Origin of the sequence: Candidatus Thioglobus sp. (assembly GCF_029243085.1) — a bacterium.
Taxonomy (GTDB): domain Bacteria; phylum Pseudomonadota; class Gammaproteobacteria; order PS1; family Pseudothioglobaceae; genus Thioglobus_A.
Genome location: NZ_JAQWSS010000107.1, coordinates 1 through 2,471, shown reverse-complemented (window position 1 = coordinate 2,471; position 2,471 = coordinate 1). Strand labels below are relative to the sequence as shown.

The window sequence follows — 2,471 nt, the reverse complement described above, 5'->3', positions numbered from 1 at the left end:
AACCACCGACCCCAGCATTATGAATGCTGTGCTCTAACCAGCTGAGCTACATAACCAAAGAGCTGTGTATTATCAATACATTTGCTCAATTTGTCAATAGCTAACAATTAATATTATTAATCATAGACACTGATCAGATATAAAAACCTAACTTCATTTTTAACAAATTATCAATTAGTTAATTAATGTTTGTCTCATCGTCTTTGAAACGACTAAAGTACTGGCGAACTACAGCTCCAGCAGACTTATTCTCAATTTTTGTAAAAATAACATAATTAATAATTGCATGCAGAGCCAACGTAATCAACAAGCCTTCAAAAATACCTACTAGAAATACTAAAATGCCACACAAAGATCCAAGTAGCAATGCATACGGACCAAACTGCGCCACATGAAGTAATCCCATGATCATTTTGACACCAACAAATATCATGATAATGGCTAAAGCAAAATAAGGTAAATGGTCCAAATACTGAGAATTTAATACAAAGAAAGTAATCATTAGACCAATAACTAGCACAGATAATTTAGTATAAGCACCTGCAAGTCGATTTGTTGAACTCTTTGCCAAACCATCAAGATTAGTCATACCTCCAAAAAAACTAGCGCCCATATTAGAAACCCAAATAGATAATAAGCTGTTATTGCTATTACAAGGGCGATCCAATGGGTCAATTTTTTCAATTGCTGCATTGCTCATTACTTGTTCAATTACATCAACAACTGCAAGCATTAATGCGAAGAAGATTGCATACATCCACATGTAGGCAGTATTAAAATCAGGAATTGGAAGTCCAAGTACAAAATCAACATCTTCAACTTTCAACATATTAACTTCGAAGAACTGTGATGCAACAATCCCAAGAATAATCAAGGCGAAATAAGGCATAGCAGGTTTAGTATCTTTATACATTTTAAACAATGTCAAAAAGACTGCTGCGCCAGCAAGTGATAGCACAATAACTGTAATACGATCTGCATTCCAAAATTCCTCAGGTGCAGTCATACCAACTGGCAACATCCATAAGAATGGCAAGAATTTCAAGGCAATTTTTAACCCGATTCCAGCTAACAAACCCTCAACCAAATAGGTTGGAACAGCCTTGAGCAAATAGCGCTGCCAGTTATACTTCCAAATTAACGCCTGAAAAGTAGCTGTCATGAAAATAATGAAAGCCATGTTTTCAATGCCAAAGGTAGCCACACCCATAGCCAAAATAGGCGCTAATCCTGCTGCAATTCCGGGTGCGCCAATAAAGTTACCTGGACGGAACCATGCAAACAAAAAGCCAATAAATGAGGCGAACGCCACTGTTGCAAGACCGACCTGAATTGGATAATCTGACATTAGTGCAATACCAATTGATAAAGGTATTGCCATAGTTGCAGTAATTACACCCGCTTGCAGATCATGCGCAATATACTCTTTACGGAAAGCTGCAGATCCGTGCTCTTGAGTTTCAACTGATTTAGAATTTTCGTTATCTTTGGTTGTCATAGCGATATTATGTCTATTCTTTTTATATTAAAGCAATTATCAATATTTTAATCTGAATGTCAACTTAAACAAGGCGTATTTACAACCTAACTTTGTTAGTAATTGCTAAAATCAGTCATATTATGAGCAAAATTCAAATTGCACTCACAGGTGGTATCGCTTGTGGGAAATCAAGTGCTAGCAAAATCTTCGCAAAATCCGGGATTTCAATTATCAACCTAGATGTTGTTGCTCGAGAAGTTGTCAAGCCAAAATCTCCAGGTTTATTGGAGCTGGTATCACACTTCGGAAATAACATCCTGAATAATGATGACACATTGAACCGCAACATGTTGCGTCAACAGTTACTAAAAAATAAAACAAATCAACTGGCTATTGAGAAAATTCTTCATCCAAAAATTTTGGACAAAATGCAGCAGGATATTAAAGAACTGAATGCTGAATTAGTTGTTGTTGAAGTACCATTGTTATTTGAGCAAAACCTGTGGCATATGTTTGATCGTATTATATTGATAGATTGCACACCACAAAATCAGCTAGAACGACTACTGAAACGAGAAAACATTGATGAGAAATTAGCTAAAAAAATGATTTCGGCACAAGCCAGCCCAGAACAGCGCCTAACATTGCAAGAAAAACTGCCAACTGATATTATTAGAAATAATTCAGACGCTAAAACTCTAGAGCAACAAATAAACAAAGTAATAACGAAATTACTTGATTTGTAAGCGCTCTACAATATTGCCTTCCATCAAGTGACTTTCAATAATATCGTCAACATCTTCTTCATCAATATACTGATACCAAACATTATCTGGATATACAACAGCTACCGGGCCATGTTCACATCTACCTAGACATCGCGACTCACTGATACCAATTTTCCCCTCTCCTAGCTTACCTTCTTCTCGACATTTATCCTTAGCATATCGATACATTGCCTTGGCACCCAACTGAGAGCAACAAGACCCGC

The 2,471-nt window shown here is 36.6% G+C and carries 3 protein-coding genes; 1 reads left to right on the top strand and 2 read right to left on the bottom strand.

Translation table 11 applies throughout. The features are described from left to right. Positions 1-178 precede the first annotated feature (178 nt). Positions 179-1,498, bottom strand: coding sequence for a SulP family inorganic anion transporter (locus tag P8M52_RS06190; RefSeq protein ID WP_300308878.1), 1,320 nt, complete (start codon positions 1,496-1,498; stop codon positions 179-181). 122 nt (positions 1,499-1,620) lie between these two features. Between P8M52_RS06190 and coaE the strand changes: the two genes are divergently transcribed. Next, positions 1,621-2,226 (top strand): dephospho-CoA kinase, encoded by a 606-nt coding sequence (gene coaE, locus P8M52_RS06185; protein WP_300308874.1) that lies wholly within the window; start codon positions 1,621-1,623, stop codon positions 2,224-2,226. Here coaE and P8M52_RS06180 read toward each other — a convergent pair. Continuing rightward, positions 2,212-2,471: (2Fe-2S) ferredoxin domain-containing protein (locus P8M52_RS06180; protein ID WP_300308871.1), on the bottom strand; the 260-nt coding region annotated here is incomplete at its 5' end. The genes coaE and P8M52_RS06180 overlap by 15 nt on opposite strands.